The sequence below is a fragment of the Neoroseomonas eburnea genome, assembly GCF_018129005.1.
In the GTDB taxonomy this organism is placed as follows: Bacteria; Pseudomonadota; Alphaproteobacteria; order Acetobacterales; family Acetobacteraceae; genus Neoroseomonas; species Neoroseomonas eburnea.
The window spans coordinates 22,751-42,042 of the sequence record NZ_JAAEDL010000011.1 but is presented as its reverse complement, the minus strand read 5'-3'; the positions used below and the strand labels follow the sequence as shown (position 1 = coordinate 42,042).

Here is a 19,292-nt window from a genome sequence, read left to right as displayed (position 1 = left end):
CGCAAACGCTATATCCGGCATGTTGCCTGCGCACATGTCCGCAGGCGGCGGAGGAGAGGATGGACGGCCACGCCACCGCCCCGGCCCCCCGGCCGGCGCTGCCGACCAGCGCGTCCCCGCCCGGCGCCGCCTTCGGGGAGGCGCCGCTGGCGGCACGCCCCTTCGACCCCGGCATGGGCCTTGCCGTCGCCCGCCGCACCGTGCTGCGCGCCGAGGACCAGGAGGATTTCGGCCGCGTCGCCGACCGTGTCGCGGCGGGCAACATGGCGCTGCTCGGCCGGCCGCCGACCGGGGCCGACCGGCTCGAACAGGCGCGGCTGCGCAACGCCATCGCGACGGGTGCGTTGATCACCTCCGGCCGTCACCTGCAGCACGGCGACGCGCAGCAGCCGCGGCGCAACATGGAGGTCTTCACCAACTGCGCCACCGCCGGCGCCTCCTTCACCAAGTTCTACCTGCTGCTGAACGGGGCCGGCGTCGGCCGCGCCTATGACGACGCGCTCTGCCCGGTCGATTGGGCGGAGGCGCCGGAGCTGCTGCTCTACCTTTCGCCCTCCCACCCCGACTGGCCCAAGGACCGCGCGGCGCTGCACCGTTTCGGCGTCGAGTTCGGACTGCTGCGCTGGGGCATGGGCCCCGCCTCCTTCGGCGAGGCGGAGGAAGCCGATGTGCGGGCCTTCATCGCGCGCGAGCTGGTGCACGACCTGGCGCGCGTGCCGGAGGGGGCCATCCGCCACCGCATCGCGGACTCGCGCGAGGGCTGGGCCAAGGCCGTCGAGACCCTGGAAGGCATGGCCTTCCGGCGGGAACGCGGCCGCGTGCTGCTGCTGGACCTGTCCGACATCCGGCCGCTCGGCGCACCGATCCTGGGCATGCAGGGGCGGCCGGCCTCGGGGCCGCTGTCGCTGCTGCGCGCCTTCATCAACCTGCGGCGGGAAGTGATCGAGGCGGCGCGCGACCGCGACCCGGCCGGGGAGGCGATGCGCCCCTGGGAACAGGCGCTGCGCACCGATCACATCCTCTCGACCGAGGTGCAGGTCGGCGGTGCCCGCCGCGCCGCGCGGATGGCGACGAAGTCCTGGCGCGACCCCGGCGCGCTGCGCTTCGTGCGGCTGAAGGCGGAAGGCGGCCTGTGGACCGCCAACCATTCCCTGATGGTGGATGCCGGGTTCTGGGGGCGGCTGGAACCGGGCGCCGACCCTGACGACCCGCTGACGAAGCAGGCGCGCGCTCTGTTTGCCGCCGCGACGGCCTGTTCCTACGCCAATGGCGAGCCCGGCTTCATCAATGGCGACCGGCTGGAGGATGTGCGCACCGGCTTCGCGCGGCAGAAGCCGGCAACGGCGGAGGCCGGGTCTTCCCGCTACCGCGTCGAGGATGGCGCGGCGCTGCTGGCGGAGGTCGCGCACCGCGCCGCGACGGCGCATTTCCCGGTCACCACCAACCCCTGCGGGGAGGTCGTGCTGCATGTGACCGGCGGCTACTGCGTGATCTCGGACTTCGCGCCGCTGCTCGCCTGCCCGGTGCCGCTGGAGGCGCTGACGCCCGGCGCGGTACCGGAGGAGGTCGCGCGCACCTGGGACGCGCGGGTGGAGGATGCGGTGCGCCTCGGTGTGCGCTTCCTGGTCCGGGTGAACCGGATGGATGCGCTCTATGCCGCGGAGGTGGCGCGCACCAACCGCATCGGCATCGGTCCGACCGGGCTGCACGAATGGGCCTGGGCGCGCTTCGGCCTGGCCTTCCGCGACCTGCTGGAGGAGGCGCGGGCCAGGCCCTTCTGGGACATGCTGGCGCGGCTCTCGGCCGCGGCGAAGGAGGAAGCGACCTCCTACGCCGCGGCGCTGGGCATGGCGCCGCCGGCGACGGTCACGACCATCAAGCCCGCCGGCACCACCAGCAAGTTGTTCGGCCTGACCGAGGGCGCGCATCTGCCGGCGCGGCGGCAATACCTGCGCTGGGTGCAGTTCCGCGGCGGGCCGGATGGCAAGGGCGGCTGGCTGGAGGATGGCGACCCGCTGATCGCCGTATATGCCGCGCGCGGCTATCCGGTGCGGCCGCTCGAGACCTTTCCCGGCGTCACCGTGGTGGGCTTTCCGACCCTGCCGCTGATCCAGCGCCTCGGCATCGGGGACCGGCTGGTGACGGCGCCGGAAGCAACGCCGGAGGAACAGTACCGCTGGCTCGTGCTGCTCGAGCGCCACTGGATCGGCGCCGAGCGCGGCAACCAGGTTTCCTACACGCTGAAGATCGCGACCGAGCGGGTGACGCTGGAGGAGTTCCGCACCCTGCTGCGCCGCTACCAGCCGCATCTGCGCTGCTGCGCCGTGCTGCCGAGCCGGCCGGACCGCGACCTTGGATACGAATACCTGCCGGAGGAGGAGATCGAGGAGGACCGCTTCCGTGCCATCGCCGCCGGCATCCGCGACCCGGGCCTCGCCGAGGCGGTGGACCTCGCGAGGCTGCAATGCGAGGCGGGGGTCTGCCCGATCTGATACCGGCGGCACGCGTTCTTGACTCGTCCCGGGGCTGTGCATGCGGCCCGCCGGCAGTCCGGCGAAGCCAGGCAAACCGGAGGTTTGCGCCCGGCGCCTGAGGGCACCAGAAGGCGGATGCCAGCGGCAGCGAATGGCGGCCGCTGGTCTGAGGGATCAGGCGCCGGCCACGACCTCGACGGTCATGCGGTGCTGCGCGAGCGCCAGCCGGACGGTTTCCATACTCTGCCTGCGTGCCGCGCCAGGGCGCCCCGAAGGCGCCCCCGCAGCTCGGCGGAGGCGGCTCCGTCCGGCTTGAGCAGCAGCAGGCCGTGCCGGCCTTCGCCGCACCCCACCACCTCAGCGGCCCGAGGGCTTCATCGGCTGCAGCAGCAGCCGATCGATCCGCTGTTCCGCATCCGCGCGGAAGCCCTCCACCCCGATGGTCATGCCGAGCTGCCCCTTCGACGGCTCCGCCACATAGGTTCCGAAGATCCGGTCCCAGCAGGATAGGCAGAAGCCGAAATCGCTGTCCGTCTCCGCGCGGATCTCGGAATGGTGCACGCGATGCATGTCGGGCGTCACCAGCACCTGGCGCAGCGGGCGGTCGAGCCAGGCGGGCACGGCCAGGTTCGCATGGTTGAACAGCGCGGTCGCGTTCAGCAGCACCTCGAAGATCAGCACCGATTCCGCCGGCGCGCCGAGGGCCACCACCGCGACCGCCTTGATGGCGAGCGAGAGCAGGATCTCGACCGGGTGGAAGCGCAGGCCGGAGGAGGCGTCGAGTTCCGGGTCGGCATGGTGCACGCGGTGCAGTCGCCACAGCACGGGCACGGCATGGAAGACGCGATGCTGGAAGTAGATGAGCAGGTCCAGCAGCACGACCGCGACCGGCGCCGCCACCCAGAACGGCACGCCGAGTGCGGGCATCAGCCCGAGACCGCGCGCTTCCGCCCACAGCGCCACGCCGACCGCCCCTGCCGGAGCCACCAGCCGCAGCAGCAGCGAGGAGATCGCGACCAATCCAAAATTCGCCGGCCACCGCCGCCAGGAGAGCCGCTGCGGCCGTCGCGGGAAAGCGTGCTCCAGCAGCGCCATCGCCACCAGCACGGCGGCGAAGACGGACAGGCGGATCACGGGTTCCTGGGCCAGCATCGCCGGCAGATGTAGCGCGGGACGGCCGCTCTTGCAGGGGCGGCGCGGCGTTGCGACGATGGGCGCGAGAAGGAGACGACCATGAAGCGCCTCGCCGCCCTGCTTGCTGTCGCGCCGCTGCCCGCGCTGGCGCATCACGCGATGGACGGCGCCGTGCCGTCCACCCTGTGGGAGGGCTTCGCCTCCGGCATCGGGCATCCGGTGATAGGGGCGGATCACCTGGCTTTCCTGCTCGCCGCGGGGGTGCTGGCGGCGATGCTGCCGGCGCGGCGCGGGGTGCTGGCGATCCTCGCCTTCGTGGCAGGCGGCTTCTTCGGCAGCCTGGCGCATGTGGCGGGCATCGGCTTCGGGCCGGTGGAGGCGCTGGTGGCGCTCACCGTCGTCGTGGCCGGGGTGGCCCTGCTGCGGGGCGCGGCGGGCGCGCTGCTGCCGGCGGGCTTCGCGCTCGCGGGGCTGGTGCATGGCCATGCCTTCGCCGAGGCGATCATCGGCGCGGAGCAGGGGCCGCTGGTCGCCTATCTGGCGGCGCTGGCGGTGATGCAGGCCGGCATCGGCCTGGCGGCGATGTGGGCCGCGCGGCGGATTGCCGCGGCGGGGCATGGCGCGGTGCTGCACCGCGCGGCCGGCGTTGCAGGCATCGCGGTGGGCGTCCTGTTCCTGGGCGCTTCGCTCCTCGGCTGACCTCGCGCGCGGGCACCGATCATCGCCGCGCTCAGCCCTGCCGGCCGAGCCTCCGCAGCACGGCGAAGCCTGTCAGGGTGATCAGCGCGACATGGCCGAAGGCGAGGCCCCAGGCCATGGCGCCCTCGCCGCCCGCGAGGTCCAGTACGAAACCGCAGAGCAGCGGCCCCACGAAGCCACCCGCATAGCCGGCCATCGAGTGCAGCCCCATGGTCGCGCCGCGTAGCGCCGGTTCCGCGGCCTGCACCGTGCCCGCTGTCAGCGCCGAACTGTCGAGGTAGATCGCCGCGTTCCACGCGAGGATGCAGGCGAGCGCGAGCAGCGGCGCGGCGCCCGCCGTGAAGCCCGTGACCGCCGAGAGCAGCGCGCCGCCCAGCATGGCGAGCGCGACGATGCGCGCGCGGCCGAAGCGTTCCGATGCCTCGTTGCCGGTCAGCGACACGGCGATGCCGATCAGCCCCGCGAAGGTGAACAGCACGGTCGGGCCGGGCAGCCAGGCCGGCGGCGCGCTGACGGCGAAGGAGCCGCGAGGAAGGCGACCGCCCAGGCGCGCAGCACCGCCATTTCCAGCGTGTGCACGCAATAGCCGGCGATCCACGCCATGGCGCGACGGTTGCGGAGCACGGGGCGGAAGTCGAGCAGCTTGCCACCCGCCGCGCGACGCGGCGGCGGCGTGTCGGGCAGGATCAGCAGCGCGATGGCGAAGGCGCCGGCGGCCAGGATACCGCCAACGAGGAAGGCGGCCTCCGGCCCCGCCAGCGCGGCGCAGGCACCGGCCAGCGCGAAGGAGGCCGCGCCCGCGATCCCCACCCCCGCCGCGTGCCAGGAGACGGCGCGCGTCTGGGCGCTGCCGGTCAACGGATCGGCGATCGCCTTCAGCCCCGGCATGTAGGCCCCGGCCCAGCCGATGCCCGCGAGCGCCCGGCAGGCGAGGCCGGACCAGAAATCGTCCGCCACCAGCGCGAAGCCGAGATGCGCGAGCGCCGTCGCCCCGGTGCCGACCAGGTAGATGCGCCGCGCCGGCACGCGGTCGGTCAGGGCCAGCAGCACCGGCACGGCCGGGACATAGGCGGCGAAGAAGATGCCGATGAGCCAGCCCGCCTCGGTGCCCGATAGCGACCAGCGCGCCATGTAGACCGGCAGCAGCGCGGGCAGGGTGAAGGCGCCGATCTGCGTCAGGACCTGGGCGGTCACCATCGCGGCGGTGAAACGTGTGGTGCCGGGGACCAGGGCCATGGCCGCAGGCTAGGCGATGTGCCGGCGCACCGGAAGCCGCCGGGGTTGATCCGCGCTGCCGCCCGCACGAGGATGCGGCCCCTTTTCGGAAGCGGAGGAACGCATGCGCGTGGTGGAAACGCCGGAGGCGCTGAAGGCGCTGGTCGGCCAGGAACTCGGCGTCGGCGAATGGCTCGAGGTGACGCAGGAGATGATGGACCGCTTCGCCGACGTCACCGGCGACCACCAGTGGATCCATGTGGACGTCGAGCGCGCGAAGAAGGAGATGCCGGGCGGCAAGACCATCGCACATGGCTACCTGCTGCTGTCGCTGCTGCCGAAGCTCGGCGCCGGCGTCTACAAGGTGGCCTGGCCCTCGCGCACGCTGAACTACGGGTCCGACAAGGTGCGCATCATCAACCCCGTGCCGGCGGGCGCGAAAGTGCGGCTGCGGCAGGAACTCGTCTCGGTGGAGGATGGCGCCAACGGCACGCACCGCATCGTGGTGCGGGCGACCATGGAGATCGAGGGGCAGACCAAGCCCGCCCTGATCGCGGACACGATCCGCATGACCTTTCCCTGATCGAAGGAAGATCCTTCAATGAAGATCACCTGGTTCGGCCATTCCGCCTTCCGGCTGGAATTCGGCTCCTCGGTCGTGATGATCGACCCCTTCCTGACCGGCAATCCGGCCTTCGGCGGCAATGCGGAAGCCGCCAGCGCCGGCGCGACGCATGTGGTGCTGACGCACGGGCACGGCGACCACATCGGCGACACTGTGGCGATCTGCAAGCGCACCGGGGCGAAGCTCGTCACCAACTACGACCTCGCCATGTACCTGGCGCGGCAGGGGGTGGAGAAGCTCGACCCGATGAACACGGGCGGCACGACGGACCAGGGCGAGTTCAGCGTCTCGCTCACCATCGCCTTCCATTCCTCCTCGGAACTGGACGGGAACGGCGTCTCGCAGTGCCTCGGCCTGCCGAACGGCATCGTGGTGACGCCGAAGGACAGGGCGGAGCCGGTCGTCTACCACATGGGCGACACCGACATCTTCTCCGACATGGCACTGATCGACGAGCTGTACCGCCCGGCCGTCGCGATGGTGCCCTGCGGGGACCGCTTCACCATGGGCCCGCGCAGCGCGGCGCTGGCGGTCAAGCGCTTCCTGCCCAGCGTGCGCGTCGCCATCCCCTGCCACTACGCGACCTTCGGCCTGCTGCTGCCGGACGCCTCCGGCTTCGTGAAGGAGATGGACGGCGCCAACGCCCGCGTCCTGGTGCCGGAGAAGGGCGTTCCCTTCACCCCCTGACGGTCGGCCCGGCGTCGGTTGTCCCCACTGGACAGCGGCGCCGGGCGCGCCGAGACTTCCCCCAAACGGAGACGCTCGGGGGGAAGCGATGGCGGCTGGGGGAAGGATGCGGCTTCACTGGTCGCCGCGCTCGCCCTTCGTGCGCAAGGTCATGGTCGCGGCGCATGAGCTCGGCCTCGCCGACCGGATCGAGACGGTGCGGACCCGCGTCGCGACCGCCGAGGTGAACCACGGGCTGCTGCCCGACAATCCGCTCGGCAAGATCCCGACCCTGGTGCTGGAGGACGGCACCACTCTCTATGATTCCGTCGTCATCTGCGAATACCTCGACGCGCTGGCGGGCGGCGGGCGTCTCTTCCCGGCCGCCGGACCGGCGCGCTGGACCGCGCTGCGGCGGCACGCGCTCGGCAACGGCTATCTCGACCTGCTGATCCTGTGGCGGTTCGAGCGCACGCGCACGGTCCCCTCGGCCGGGATGCTGGAGGGCTTCGCGGCGAAGCACGCCGCGACCATCGATGCGCTCGAGCGCGAGGCGCCGGCGCTGGCGCGCGATGCCTTCTCGATCGGCCACATCGCGATCGGCTGTGCGCTCGCCTATCTCGATTTCCGCTTCGACGCGCTGCACTGGCGGGAAGGCCGGCCGGCGCTCGCCGCCTGGTTCGCCGACTTCGCCGCGCGGCCGTCGATGCTGGCGACACCCGTGGTGGACGACTGAGGGCGAGCCGCGCCGCGCATCCCTGACAGCGACCCGGCCGCGATCGAGGGAGGAAGAGCCATGACTCTGTCGCGTCGTGCCGTCTTCGGCCTGATGGCCGCCGCGCCGGGCATCGCCCTGGCGCAGGGATTCCCGGCCCAGCCGGTGCGCCTCGTCGTGCCCTTCCCGCCGGGCGGACCCGCGGATCTCATCGGGCGGCTGATCGCCCGCGTCATGGGCGAGCGGCTTGGCAAGGCGGTGGTGGTGGAGAACCGCTCCGGCGCCGGCGGGCTGGTCGGCATCGAGGCGGTGGCGCGCGCGGCGCCGGACGGTCACGTGATCGGCCTGGCCAGCAGCGGCGTGCTGGCGGTGCAGCCGCATCTGACGCAGCAGATGCCCTTCGATCCGCAGACCGAGCTGGCGCCGATAGGGCTGGTGCTGTCGGTGCCGCAGATCCTCGCCGTGCATCCGTCGGTGCCGGCGAACACGGTGGCGGAGCTGGTGGCGCTCGCGAAGGCGCAGCCCGGGCGGCTGTCCTACGGGTCCGCCGGCATCGGTTCCTCGCTGCACATGGCGGGGGAACTGTTCAAGCAGCGCGCCGGCATCGACATCGTGCACGTGCCCTATCGCGGCGCCGCGCCGGCGGTGACGGACGCGCTGGCCGGACGCATCCAGATCCTGATGGCGGACGTGCCGGCACTGCTGAGCCATGTGCGCTCCGGCGCGCTGCGCGGCCTCGGGGTGACGAGCGCGCGGCGCATCGAGCAACTTCCGGACCTGCCGACCATGGTGGAGGCCGGCGTGCCCGGCATGCTGTCGGAGACCTTCTACGGCCTGGTCAGCGCCGCGGGCACGCCGCCGGAGCGCATCGCCCTGCTGCATGCGGCGATGGTCGCCGCCCTCGACGACGCCGAGACGCGCGCCGCCCTGGCCAGCCAGGGCGGCATGATCGTCGCGAGCACGCCGCAGGCCTTCGCCTCCGCCGTGGTCGAAGGCGCCGCACGCTGGGGCGAAGTGGTTCGCGCCGGCAACATCCGCCTGGAGTAGCCGATGGACAGTCTGGACCCGCTCGAAACCTTCCGCGTCGAGGTGGCCGACCACGTCGCCACCGTCACGATCCGCCGCCCGCCGGTGAACGCGCAGAATGGCGTCTTCCGCGACGAGATCACCCGCATCTTCGACACGCTGCATGAAAGCGAGGAGGTGCGCGCGATCGTGCTGACGGGGGACGGCAGGACATTCTCCGCCGGCGCCGACCTGCGCGACCGGCCGGATGCGGCGACGCGCGGCGCCTTCCCGCGTCACAGCCGGGCGGTGCGGGCGGGCTTCGACTGCGTGATGGAATGCGGCAAGCCGGTGATCGCGGCGGTGAACGGGCCGGCGATCGGGGCGGGCTGCGTGCTGGCGCTGGTCTGCGACATCGTTCTCGTCGCCGAGGACGCCTTCATGTCCATGACGGAGGTGGATGTCGGCCTCGCCGGCGGCGTGCAGCACGTGCTGCGCCATTTCGGCCAGTCCGATGCACGGATGTTCCTGTTCACCGCGCGGCGGCTGTACGGGCCGGAGCTGCACCGCATGCGCGTCGCCTCCGGCTGCTTCCCGAAAGCGGAGCTGCTGCCGGCGGCCCAGGCCATGGCGCGGGAGATCGCCGGCAAGGCGCCGCTCGCGGTCGCGGCGATGAAGCGGGCCTTCACGGTGTGCGAGTACATGCCGCTGCACGAAGGCTACCGCTTCGAGCAGACCCAGACCGCGGCGCTGGCGAAGACCGAGGATACGAAGGAAGGGCTGCGCGCCTTCGCGGAGAAGCGCAGGCCGGTGTTCCGCGGACGTTGAGGGCAGGCGGCGCCGGATGGGCCGGCGCCGCCCCGCCCCGCGTCAGGTGCGCGCGAGGCCGGCGGCGCGCATCGCGGCGCCGAGACTCGCGTCCGACCGCTCCATGAAGGCGGCGAAGCCGGCGGCATCCGCCCAGACCACGCCGAAGCCGCGAGAGGCCATGAATTCCTTGTACTCGCGGCCGTCATAGACCTTCTGCAGCGCGGTGGTCAGGGTGCGGGCGATCTCCGGCGGCAGGTTCGCCGGGCCGGCCATGCCGCGCCACGCACCGGTGTTGTAGTCGATGCCGAGGCTCTCCTTCAGCGTCGGCACATCGGGGAACTGCGGATTGCGCTGCGCCGCCATGACGGCGAGGCTGCGGGCGCGACCGGCCTCGATGATCGCGCGCGCTTCCGGCACCGAGCAGGTGACGAGATCCACCCCGCCCGCGGCGAGATCCTGCATTGCCGGCGCGGCGCCGTTGGAGGGCACCCAGCGGACGTGGTCGGCACGCAGGCCCATCGCCAGGAGCCAGCCGGCGAGCGCGAGATGCCAGATGCCGCCCTGACCGGTGCCCGAGGCCTTGAAGCGGCCAGCCGGGCTGGCCTTGATGGCGTCGGCGAGCGACTTGATGTCGCGGTACGGCGAGTTGACGTTGACCTGCACCCCGGGCGGATCCTCGTTCATCAGCGCGAGCGGCGTGTAGCTGGTGGGCTTGAGCTCCGTCAGCCCCTGCCAGTGCATCATCGCGATCTCGACCGTGAGCATGCCGATGGTGTGGCCGTCCGGTGCCGCCTGGGCGATGGCGGAATGCCCGACCACGCCGGAGCCGCCGGTGCGGTTCACCACGTTGAAGGGCTGGCCGAGTTCCTTCTCGAGCAGGTTGGCGACGATGCGCGCGGTCGCGTCCGTGCCGCCGCCCGCGCCCCAGGGACAGATGACGGTGACGGGGCGGCTGGGATAGCGGCCCTGGCCGAGGGCAGGGCGCGCGAGCGGGGCGATCCCGGCAAGGGCGCCGGCGGCGAGCGCGCCGCGGCGGGTGAACTGGATCATTCTTTCGTTCCCTCCTCGAAGTGGCGTGACGCTATCGCGCCGCTTCGGCCGGCCGCAAGCGGCGTATCGCCCAGACCGCGGCCGGCCAGAGCAGCGCCGCGATGGTCATGGCCGCGAGCACCGAGGAGACCGGCCGCTCGAAGAACGGCAGCACATCGCCGTCGGACTTGATGAGGGAGGTGACGAAGTTCTGCTCCACCATCGTGCCCATGACGATGCCGAGGACGAGCGCGGCGACCGGGTAGCCGTTGCGCTCCATGACGAAGCCGACGATGCCGAACAGCCCCACCAGCAGCACGGAGAACAGGTTGTTGCCGGTGGCAAAGGCGCCGACCGCGCAGAGCAGCACGATCACCGGCATCACCGCGGAGCGCGGGGCCCGCAGCACCAGGCTCGCCGCGCGGATCATGACGATGCCGAGCGGGATCATGATGATGTTGGCCAGCACGAAGATGATGTAGAGCGCGTACATGCTGGACGCGCGCTCGGTGAACAGCGTCGGCCCGGGGTTCAGCCCCTTCATGTAGAGCACGCCGATGGCGATCGCCGTGATGGTGTCGCCGGGGATGCCGAACAGCAGCGAGGGCACCCAGCCGGAGGCGAGCGAGGCGTTGTTCGAGGCGCCCGCCTCCACCAGCCCTTCCGGGTGGCCGGTGCCGAACTTCTCCGGTTCCTTCGAGAAGCGCTTGGCGGTGGCGTAGGAGACCCAGGCCGCCATGTCCGCGCCCGCGCCGGGCAGCACGCCGATGATGATGCCCACGATGTTCCCGCGCCACATCGGCCACTGGTACTTCTTCGTCAGCGCCCACTGGCCCGCGAGGATGCTGCCGAAGCGCCGCCGCGGCAGGGGCGGGGGCTCGGGCGTCGTCATCGCGCGCATCACCTCGGACACCGCGAAGACGCCGACCAGCGCGGGGATCGGCTCGATGCCGCCGAGCAGGTCGGTGATGCCGAGGGTAAAGCGCGGCACGCCGCCCGGGTTCTCGATGCCGATGCAGGCGAACAGCAGCCCGAGCAGCATGGCCGCGATCGCCTTGATCGGCGAGGAGCGCGCCACCAGCGTCGCGCACATCAGGCCGAGGAAGGCGAGCCAGAAATATTCGAAGGTGGAGAAGGAGAGCGCCATCTCCGCCAGCGCCGGCGCCATCAGCACGAGGGAGAGCGTGCCGACGATGCCGCCGATGGCGCTGAACCAGAGGCCGGCGCCGAGTGCGAGCTCCGCCTGGCCCTTGCGCGTCATCGCATAGGCCTCGTCCGTGTATGCGGCGGAGGCCGGCGTGCCGGGGATGCGCATCAGCGCGCCCGGGATGTCGCCCGAGAAGATCGCCATGGCGGACGCCGTGATGATCGTCGCCACCGCCGCGATCGGCGAGAGGTAGAAGGTGACCGGGACCAGCAGCGCCGTTGCCATGGTGGCCGAAAGGCCGGGCAGCGACCCCACCACCAGCCCGTAGACCGCGGAGGCCATGATGGCGATCAGCACGTCCGGCGCCGCAACCAGACGCATCGCTTCGAGGAAGGCGGTCATGCGATCACCACGGCGCCGGCAGGATGCCCGCGGGCAGCGGGACGCGCAGCAGCTTGTAGAAGACGAGGTGGACGACCGGCGGCGCCGCCACCGCCATGGCCAGCGCCAGCCGCGGCGAGGCGCCGAGCGACAGGGCGGCCACCGCCACCATCACGAAGGCCGTCGGCAGGAAGCCGAGCGCTTCCGACGCCAGCACGTAGAAGAGCAGCAGCGCCGGCGGCACGAAGGCCGCGAGCGCCCGCCAGGCGCCGAGCCAGCGCGCCAGGCCTTCATGCGCCTCGACCGGTTCGGTCTCCTCGTCCTCGAAACTGTGGCCGATGCCGAGCACGATGAGCGCGCCGCAGAGCGCGAGCCCGCCGCCGACCACCATCGGGAACACCGCCGGGCCGACATCCTGCCCCGGCACGGCCGGCAGGCGCGATCCGCCCCAGAAAGCCAAGGCGCCGAGCAGCACCAGGAAGCCGCCCGTTATCCGGTCCGAGAGATGCATGCCCTGTCGTTTCCCCCCGCGGACGTTGCCGCCGCGAAAGGCTAGACGATCCTTCGGCGCGAAGGCTAGGCCGCGAGATCGGCGGCGAGGCCCTCGATCGCCTGGCGGTATTCGCGCTTCAGCCGCGCGCAGAGCTCGGCGGTGCTCGGCACGTCCTCGATCGCGCCGACGCCGTGGCCGGCGGACCAGATGTTCTTCCAGGCGCGCCGTTCGTGGTTGCCGGGCGCCACGTCGCGCCCGTAGTCGGGCAGATTGTCGGGATCGAGCCCGGCGGCCTCGATCGAGGGGCGCAGGAAGTTGGCGTTCACCCCGCTGATCGCCGGCGTGTAGACGATGTCCTTCGCCGTCGCGGCGAGCACCATCCGCTTGTAGTCCTCCGGCGCGCGGCTTTCGGTCGTCGCGATGAAGCGCGTGCCGAGATAGGCGAGATCGGCCCCCGCCGCGCGCGCACCGGCGATATGCGCGCCGGTCGACATGCCGCCCGAGAGGATCAGCGTGCCGGCGAAGAACTGCCGGATCTCGTGCAGGAAGGCGAAGGGGTTGTAGGTGCCGGCATGGCCGCCGGCGCCCGCGGTGACGGCGATCAGCCCGTCCACCCCGGCCTCCGCCGCCTTGCGCGCGTGGCGCAGGTTGATGACGTCGTGGAACACCAGGCCGCCATAGGAGTGGATCGCGTCCACCACCTCCTGCACCGCGCCGAGCGAGGTGATGATGACCGGCACGCGCTGCCGGACCGTCTCCGCCAGGTCCTGCTGCAGCCGGGCGTTGGAACGGTGGACGATGAGGTTCACGCCATAGGGCGCTGCGTCGTTGCCGGTGCGCTCGCGGATCTCGGCGAGCCAGTCTCCGTAGCCCTCGGTGCTGCGCTGGTTCAGCGCGGGGAAGGTGCCGAGCACGCCCGCGCGGCAGGTCTCGACCACCAGGTCGGGGCCGGAGACCAGGAACATCGGCGCGGCGATGGCCGGAAGCGCAAGGCGGCCCCTGAGGGCTTCGGGGATGGGCATGGACGTGTTTCCTCAGGCGATGCGATCGAAGACCAGGCGGCGGGCGCGGGCGGCATTGGCCTCCAGCGCGCCGCCGGGCAGCAGGCGGATGTCGGCCCAGGTGTCGAACAGCGCGCCTGGTATGTGCAGCCGCAGCAGGCCGGGCGCCACCGGTTCGAGCCGCCAGGGCCCGCCGACCGCGTGCGGGCCGCGCGCGGTGACGCGGTGGTCCGCATCGATGCTCCATTCGGTGCCGAGTTCCGCGCAGGCATAACGGCCGGGCAGGCCTTCCGGCATCGGCGCCTCGGCCGTGGCGCGGCGGTACAGCCCGCGCTGCCCGGCATCCGATTCCAGCTCCAGGGCATCGCCGGCGCTGCGCAGGGTGAAGCAGAAGGACCCTCGCCGCGCCGTCAGCGCGCCGTCGGGCAGCGGCACGAGCGCGGCGGGCACCCCATGGCTGCGCGCCACGGGCCGGCCGTCCCCGTCGAGGAAGAGGTCGAAGGAGGCGCCATCCTCCGGCTGCACCCAGAGGCCGCACATCGCCTCCAGCACCGGGCGGGCAGGCAGGGCGGGCACGGGCGCGAGCCCCGGCGTGCCGGCGAGCGCGGCATCGAGCACCTCGGTCGCGATCGCGCCGGGCTCGGCGCCGCCATGGTTGGTGATCACGATGATGGTGAGGCCTTCCCCGGGCGCGCGCAGGAAGGCGGTCCTGAAGCCGGGCCACAGGCCGCCATGGCCCATCGTCGGCACGCCCCGGTGCTCCCCGGCCTCCAGGCCGCGGGCGTAGAGGTTCAGCGCGCCGTTGGTGAAGGTTTGCCGGTGCTGCAGCGCCTGGACCATCGCGGGCCCGCCGACCCGGCCGGTTTCGTAGTTGCGCGCCCAGAGGGCGAGATCCTCGACGCAGGACACGATGCCGCCCTCGCCGCCGAGCGCGAAGCCGTGCGCGGCGCGGATGAAGCGGCTCTCACGCGGCAGGTAGCCGGTGGCGAGGCCAGGCACGACCTCGCTCGTCGTCGGCGTCAGCCGCGTGCGCGTCATGCCGAGCGGGGCGAAGATCCGCTTTTCCAGGAAGGCGGCGAGCGGCATGCCGGCGGCGCGCTCCACCGCCAGGCCGAGCAGGAAGAAGCCGGAATTGCTGTAGAGGAAGCGGCTGCCCGGCGCGAAGTTCAGCGAGCGCTGGCGGCACAGCGCGGCGAGCAGGTCGCCCGCGGTGCAGGCGGCGCCGAGATCCAGCCCGCCGAGGCGCATCAGCTCCAGCATGTCGCGGATGCCGGAGCTGTTGCGCATGACGTGGTCGAGCGTGATCCGCGCCCCGAGGTCAGGAAGTTCCGGGATCAGCGCCGCGATGTCGTCATCGGGGGAGAGCGCGCCATCCTCGGCCAGCAGCAGTGCCGCGGCGCAGACGAACTGCTTGGTCACGGAGGCGATGCGGAAGGTGGTCGCCGGCCCGATGGCGACACCCTGCTCGATGCTGGCGAGGCCCGCGCTGCGATGCAGCACGAGCGTGCCCTCGCGCACCAGGCCGATGCTGCATCCGGGCGAGCCCGCGGCGCCGAAGGGCGCGAGCAGCGCCTCGACCCGGCGCTCAAGCATAAGCAGATCAAGATCGCGCATCGGCATGTTAAGCAGCCTGCCCGCGCGCAAGGCGGGGCACAAGCGGGGGGTTGCGGGCAATGCGTCGCGGTGTCTAGGCTCGCGCAGCGCAACGAAGCGCCAAGGGCCGGGCTGAAAGTGCCGGCGACGAGGAAACGGCACGATGAAGCTTGGTGCGGCAATTGCCGAGATCATGAAGCGTGAGGGCATCCGCATCCTCACGGGGTATCCGGTCAACCATCTCATCGAGTACGCCGCGGAGATCGACATCCGCCCGGTGATGGTGCGCCAGGAGCGCATCGGGCTGCACATGGCCGATGCCATCAGCCGCGTCACCTCCGGCCGGCAGCTCGGCGCCTTCTGCATGCAGCACGGGCCGGGGTCCGAGAACGCCTATGGCGGTGTCGCTCAGTGCTATGGCGAGAGCATACCGGTGCTGGTGCTGCCGATGGGCTACGCACGGCGGCTCGCGCATGTCGATCCGAACTTCAATTCCAGCGTCCAGATGCGCGGCATCACCAAGTCGGCCGAGCCGATCACGTCGGCGGCCGAGGTGCCGAACATCCTGCGTCGTGCCTTCACTCGGCTAAGGAACGGCCGCGGCGGTCCCGTGCTGGTCGAGATCCCGACCGACATGTGGAACGAGGAAGTGCCGGAGCCGCTGGACTACACGCCGGTGATCGCGACGCGCTACGGGCCGGACCCGCTGGACGTGGCGCGCGCGGCGGATGCGCTGGCGGCGGCGAAGCGGCCGGTCATCTACGCCGGCACCGGCGTGCACTGGGCGCGCGCCTGGCCGCAGCTGAAGGCGCTGGCGGAGCTGCTCGGCGCGCCGGTGACGACGAGCCTCGGCGGCAAATCCTCCTTCCCCGAGGACCATCCGCTCGCGCTCGGCTCGGGCGGCCTCGCCATCCCCAAGCCGGTGCGGCACTTCCTGGACAATGCCGACCTCATTCTCGGCATCGGCTGCTCCTTCACCGAGACGAATTTCGGCGTGAAGATGCCGGCGGGGAAGAAGATCATCCACGCCACGCTCGACCCCGACCACCTGAACAAGGACGTCGCCTGCGAGATCGGCCTGGTGGGCGACGCGGCGCTGACGCTCGACGCGCTGCTGGCGGAACTCGCCGGCCGCGTGACGACGCCGCGCGACGCCGGGCCGGTGGCGCAGGAGATCCGGCAGCACCGCGCCGAGTGGCTCGCCGCCTGGGCGGCCAGGACCGACAGCGATGCCGAGCCGCTCAATCCCTACCGCGTGCTGCGCGACCTGTGGCGCACGGTGGATGTGGACAACACCATCATCACCCATGACGCGGGGTCGCCGCGCGACCAGCTTTCGCCCTTCTGGGTCAGCCGCACGCCGCTGTCCTATCTCGGCTGGGGCAAGACGACGCAGCTGGGCTATGGTCTCGGCCTCGCCATGGGGGCGAAGCTCGCCGCGCCGGACAAGCTGTGCATCAATGTCTGGGGCGATGCGGCGATCGGCTTCACGGGCATGGATTTCGAGACGGCGGTGCGCGAGCGCATCCCCATCCTCTCCATCCTGCTGAACAATTTCTCCATGGCGATCGAGCTGAAGGTCATGCCGGTCTCCACCGAGAAGTACCGTTCCACCGACATCTCCGGCGACTACGCGGCGATGGCCCGCGCCTTCGGCGGCTACGGGGAGCGGGTGGAGCGCGTGGCGGACATCGTCCCCGCCATCCAGCGTGGCATCGAGCAGACGAGGAACGGCACGCCCGCGCTGCTCGAATTCATCACGTCCAAGGAGACGGCCGTGTCCCGCCTGTAGCGCGGCACGGCCACGAGGCGGGGCTGACAACCCGCCCGGCAGTTCAGGGAGGCTGAATGGCGACGGTCGATATCCGCCAGGTGCGGAAGGCGTTCGGCAGCACGCAGATCCTGCACGGGGTCAGCGTGGCGATCGAGGACGGGCAGTTCGTCGTGCTGGTCGGGCCTTCGGGCTGCGGCAAGTCCACGCTGCTGCGCATGCTCGCGGGGCTCGAGAACATCACCGGCGGCGAGATCGCGATCGGCGGACGGGTGGTGAACAACGTCCCGCCCAAGGACCGCGACATCGCGATGGTGTTCCAGAACTACGCGCTGTATCCCCACATGACCGTGTTCCAGAACATGGCCTTCTCCATGAAGCTGGCCGGCGCACCCAGGGAGGTGATGGAGCGGGAGGTGCAGAAGGCCGCGAAGATCCTCGGCCTCGAGCAGCTCCTGCATCGCTTCCCGCGCCAGCTTTCGGGCGGGCAGCGGCAGCGCGTGGCGATGGGCCGCGCCATCGTGCGCAACCCCCAGGTGTTCCTGTTCGACGAGCCGCTGTCCAACCTCGATGCCAAGCTGCGCGTGCAGATGCGCGCCGAGATCAAGGAACTGCACCAGCGGTTGAAGGTGACGACCGTCTATGTCACCCACGACCAGATCGAGGCCATGACCATGGCCGACCTGATCGTGGTGATGAACCACGGCCGCGTCGAGCAGGCGGGCCAGCCCCTGGAACTCTATGACCGGCCGGCCAATCTCTTCGTCGCGGGCTTCATCGGGTCTCCGGCGATGAACATGATGGAGGGCCGGGTCGAGGGCGGCAGCTTCCGCGGTCCCGGCGATGTCGCCTGGCCGTTGCCGCTGAACGGCGCGCCTCCACCGGGAGGCGAGGTGATCTACGGCATCCGGCCGGAACACCTTCGCCTCGACCCGGAAGGCCTGCCGGCGACGGTGCATGTCGTGGAGCCGACCGGCTCCGAGACCCAGGTGCTGATGCATGTCGGCGGGGCGAACCTGATCGGCGCCTTCCGCGAGCGCATCATCGCGAAGCCCGGGGAGATCCTGAAGGTCAGCCCCGAGACGTCCCTCGTGCATCTCTTCGACAAGGGGACAGGTCAGCGCGTCGGAAACTAGGCGGTCCAACGAAGACAGGGAGAGAAACATGGCCAGCATCATCACAAGGCGCAGCATCCTGGGGGCGGGGGCCGGCATGGCGGCGCTCGTGGCGGGCGGGGATGCCTTGGCGCAGACCCGCGTCCAGGCCGCCGCCGGCGTCACCGCCCCGAACCTGCCGATCGAGAGCGGCGCCACGCTGCGCATGCTGCGCCCCGTGCGCTTCGTCGCGCCGGACGAGGAGGTGTTCCGCGCCAATTGCGCCCGCTTCGCGCAGCAGACCGGCGTGCAGGTGCGCGTCGACTTCGTGGGGTGGGAGGATATCAACCAGCAGACCGCCGTCACCGCGAACACCGGCGCCGGGCCGGACGTGATCGTCGGCTTCGGCGATGCGCCGCACATCTACGTCGACAAGCTGGTCGAGGTCTCCGATGTGGCGGAGTATCTCGGCCGCAAGTTCGGCGGGTGGATGTTCGCCGCCGAGAAGCTCGGCAAGCGCCACGGCACCAACAACTGGATCGGCCTGCCCTTCGGTGGCACCGCCGGCCCGCTCGTCTGGCGCAAGTCGGCGGTGAACTCGGTCGGCTACCAGACGCCGCCCAATGACCTGCCGGGCTTCCTCGACATGTGCAAGAAGCTGCGCCAGGCGAACAAGCCGGCGGGCTTCGCGCTGGGCAACGCGGTCGGCGACGGCAACGGCTTCGCGAACTGGCTGATGTGGTCGCACGGCGCCTCCATCACCGACGAGGCGGGGGCCGTCTCCGTGAACAGGCCGGAGACGCTGGCGGCGCTGAACTACCTGAAGGAGCTGTATCCGACCTTCGTGGACGGCGGCACCATCTCCTGGGGCGACATCAGCAACAACCAGGCCTATGCGGCGAACACGCTGTTCGTGACGTCGAATGGCGTCTCGCTCTACTTCGCGCTGAAGAATGATCCGGCGACGCGCCCCATTGCCGATGACACCGAGCATTCCTTCCTGCCGTTCGGCGCCGCGACGTCCTGGCCGAGCGCGCCGCTCACGCTCAACGCCATGGTGTTCAGGCACAGCCGCTTCCCGAACGCGGCCAAGGCGCTGCTGATGTTCCTGATGGAACAGGAACAGTACGAGCCCTGGCTGAACGCCAACCTCGGCTACTGGGCGCAGCCGCTGAACGCCTACAGGGAGAGCGCGGTGTGGACCAGCGATCCCAAGATCGAGATCTTCCGCGACACGATGAACAACCGCTTCTGGAACGGGTACAAGGGGCCGATCTCGGAAGCCTCCGGCCAGGCCAATGCCGAGTACGTGCTGGTGCAGATGTTCGCTTCCGTCGCCTCCGGCCAGGCGACCCCCGAAGCGGCCATGCGTGAGGCGGACCGGCGCGCGCGCCGCATCTTCCGCCGCTGACGTGAACGGACCCGGCGGCGCCCCGCGGG

Annotated in this window: 18 protein-coding genes; 10 read left to right on the top strand and 8 right to left on the bottom strand. The window is 71.3% G+C overall.

The window, feature by feature from the left end; translation table 11 throughout:
- Positions 1-59 precede the first annotated feature (59 nt).
- Positions 60-2,492, top strand: coding sequence for a recombinase (locus GXW74_RS12660; protein ID WP_211846876.1), 2,433 nt, complete (start codon positions 60-62; stop codon positions 2,490-2,492).
- 339 nt (positions 2,493-2,831) lie between these two features.
- On the opposite strand, the gene GXW74_RS12655 is transcribed toward GXW74_RS12660, so the two are convergent.
- A complete protein-coding gene (locus tag GXW74_RS12655; protein WP_338148222.1) occupies positions 2,832-3,608 on the bottom strand; it encodes a sterol desaturase family protein in 777 nt (258 codons plus the stop codon).
- Positions 3,609-3,707: 99 nt separating this feature from the next.
- Here GXW74_RS12655 and GXW74_RS12650 point away from each other — a divergent pair, with 99 nt between their 5' ends.
- Positions 3,708-4,307: a HupE/UreJ family protein gene (locus tag GXW74_RS12650; RefSeq protein ID WP_211846874.1), complete on the top strand. Its 600-nt coding sequence runs from the start codon at positions 3,708-3,710 to the stop codon at positions 4,305-4,307.
- A gap of 31 nt (positions 4,308-4,338) precedes the next feature.
- Here GXW74_RS12650 and GXW74_RS12645 read toward each other — a convergent pair whose 3' ends face one another.
- Both GXW74_RS12645 and GXW74_RS12640 read right to left on the bottom strand, forming a co-directional pair.
- Positions 4,339-4,785, bottom strand: coding sequence for an MFS transporter (locus GXW74_RS12645; RefSeq protein ID WP_211846873.1), 447 nt, complete (start codon positions 4,783-4,785; stop codon positions 4,339-4,341).
- Positions 4,761-5,543 carry an MFS transporter gene (locus tag GXW74_RS12640; RefSeq protein WP_211846872.1) on the bottom strand — a complete coding sequence of 261 codons (783 nt, stop codon included), beginning with the start codon at positions 5,541-5,543 and terminating at the stop codon, positions 4,761-4,763. Before GXW74_RS12640 ends, GXW74_RS12645 begins: the two co-directional genes overlap by 25 nt.
- Before the next feature lie 103 nt (positions 5,544-5,646).
- On the opposite strand from GXW74_RS12640, the gene GXW74_RS12635 reads away from it, so the two are divergent.
- The 5 genes from GXW74_RS12635 to GXW74_RS12615 all read left to right on the top strand — a co-directional run bounded on the left by GXW74_RS12635 (position 5,647) and on the right by GXW74_RS12615 (position 9,361).
- Complete coding sequence (locus GXW74_RS12635) at positions 5,647-6,105, top strand: MaoC family dehydratase (protein ID WP_211846871.1); 459 nt, start codon at positions 5,647-5,649, stop codon at positions 6,103-6,105.
- An 18-nt stretch (positions 6,106-6,123) separates the two neighbouring features.
- On the top strand, positions 6,124-6,834 hold the full coding sequence (locus GXW74_RS12630) for a metal-dependent hydrolase (RefSeq protein ID WP_211846870.1): 711 nt from the start codon (positions 6,124-6,126) through the stop codon (positions 6,832-6,834).
- Between the two features lie 106 nt (positions 6,835-6,940).
- Positions 6,941-7,549, top strand: coding sequence for a glutathione S-transferase family protein (locus tag GXW74_RS12625; RefSeq protein ID WP_211846869.1), 609 nt, complete (start codon positions 6,941-6,943; stop codon positions 7,547-7,549).
- A 60-nt stretch (positions 7,550-7,609) separates the two neighbouring features.
- Positions 7,610-8,575, top strand: a complete 966-nt coding sequence (locus GXW74_RS12620; RefSeq protein WP_211846868.1) for a Bug family tripartite tricarboxylate transporter substrate binding protein — start codon at positions 7,610-7,612, stop codon at positions 8,573-8,575.
- 3 nt (positions 8,576-8,578) lie between these two features.
- Positions 8,579-9,361 carry an enoyl-CoA hydratase/isomerase family protein gene (locus GXW74_RS12615; RefSeq protein WP_211846867.1) on the top strand — a complete coding sequence of 261 codons (783 nt, stop codon included), beginning with the start codon at positions 8,579-8,581 and terminating at the stop codon, positions 9,359-9,361.
- Positions 9,362-9,403: 42 nt separating this feature from the next.
- Here the strand turns inward: GXW74_RS12615 and GXW74_RS12610 are convergent, their stop codons facing one another.
- From GXW74_RS12610 to GXW74_RS12590, 5 genes are all read right to left on the bottom strand, one after another.
- The gene (locus tag GXW74_RS12610; protein WP_211846866.1) at positions 9,404-10,393 is read right to left on the bottom strand and encodes a tripartite tricarboxylate transporter substrate binding protein; all 990 of its coding nucleotides are present in this window, start codon (positions 10,391-10,393) and stop codon (positions 9,404-9,406) included.
- 31 nt (positions 10,394-10,424) lie between these two features.
- Positions 10,425-11,921: a tripartite tricarboxylate transporter permease gene (locus GXW74_RS12605; RefSeq protein WP_211846865.1), complete on the bottom strand. Its 1,497-nt coding sequence runs from the start codon at positions 11,919-11,921 to the stop codon at positions 10,425-10,427.
- Positions 11,922-11,925: 4 nt separating this feature from the next.
- The gene (locus tag GXW74_RS12600; RefSeq protein WP_211846864.1) at positions 11,926-12,411 is read right to left on the bottom strand and encodes a tripartite tricarboxylate transporter TctB family protein; all 486 of its coding nucleotides are present in this window, start codon (positions 12,409-12,411) and stop codon (positions 11,926-11,928) included.
- 65 nt (positions 12,412-12,476) lie between these two features.
- Positions 12,477-13,415, bottom strand: coding sequence for an NAD(P)H-dependent flavin oxidoreductase (locus GXW74_RS12595; protein WP_211846863.1), 939 nt, complete (start codon positions 13,413-13,415; stop codon positions 12,477-12,479).
- Between the two features lie 12 nt (positions 13,416-13,427).
- Complete coding sequence (locus GXW74_RS12590; protein WP_246523281.1) at positions 13,428-15,014, bottom strand: serine hydrolase domain-containing protein; 1,587 nt, start codon at positions 15,012-15,014, stop codon at positions 13,428-13,430.
- 136 nt (positions 15,015-15,150) lie between these two features.
- Here GXW74_RS12590 and GXW74_RS12585 point away from each other — a divergent pair, with 136 nt between their 5' ends.
- The 3 genes from GXW74_RS12585 to GXW74_RS12575 are packed head-to-tail and all read left to right on the top strand — an operon-like array spanning position 15,151 to position 19,263.
- Positions 15,151-16,779: a thiamine pyrophosphate-requiring protein gene (locus GXW74_RS12585; protein ID WP_211846862.1), complete on the top strand. Its 1,629-nt coding sequence runs from the start codon at positions 15,151-15,153 to the stop codon at positions 16,777-16,779.
- A 56-nt stretch (positions 16,780-16,835) separates the two neighbouring features.
- The gene (locus GXW74_RS12580; RefSeq protein ID WP_211846861.1) at positions 16,836-17,894 is read left to right on the top strand and encodes an ABC transporter ATP-binding protein; all 1,059 of its coding nucleotides are present in this window, start codon (positions 16,836-16,838) and stop codon (positions 17,892-17,894) included.
- A gap of 28 nt (positions 17,895-17,922) precedes the next feature.
- Positions 17,923-19,263 (top strand): ABC transporter substrate-binding protein, encoded by a 1,341-nt coding sequence (locus GXW74_RS12575; RefSeq protein WP_211846860.1) that lies wholly within the window; start codon positions 17,923-17,925, stop codon positions 19,261-19,263.
- The last annotated feature ends 29 nt before the right edge of the window (positions 19,264-19,292 follow it).